Source organism: Arcobacter sp. CECT 8989 (genome assembly GCF_004116715.1).
GTDB lineage: Bacteria > Campylobacterota > Campylobacteria > Campylobacterales > Arcobacteraceae > Halarcobacter.
This window is the reverse complement of sequence record NZ_PDKE01000079.1, coordinates 1-430: the sequence shown is the minus strand read 5'-3', so window position 1 is coordinate 430 and position 430 is coordinate 1. Positions and strand designations below refer to the sequence as shown.

Annotated in this window: 1 protein-coding gene; it reads right to left on the bottom strand. The window is 35.6% G+C overall.

Features of this window, described 5'->3' with window-relative positions; translation table 11 throughout:
* Positions 1-200: 200 nt before the first annotated feature.
* The coding region (locus CRV02_RS14520) for a ferritin-like domain-containing protein (RefSeq protein WP_309109256.1) at positions 201-430 on the bottom strand (230 nt) is incomplete at its 5' end.

Genomic DNA, 430 nt, shown 5'->3' with positions numbered 1-430 from the left:
TTATTATCAACTAACTCTTTGATATTCAAACCAAAAATCAGTACATCACTTTCACTCAACACAGTGGTGAAGATTTCCACCTCATTGAAAAATATTTGGATGGTTGGCAAAGTGGAGAAGATCCACTTTGTTGATCATTTAAGTGATTTTTTTAAATCCGTAATAAACTCCGTCACTTCATCATGAAGCGCTTGTAAGTCCTAGTCATGTTCGACATCATCAGCTAAAAGCTGACTGACAATATCAGACGTAACAATATCTTTATTATGTGTGAGTTCAAGAATGTCACTGTAGGTTTTAATTGCACATTGTTCCCCTTTAATCGCATCATTTAAAATCTCAACGACATCAAAATCTTTAGGGGCTTCATAACTGCAATTGCTCTTTTTAAACCACTCTTTGGGGTGCAAAAGAGGTGTACCACCCAATT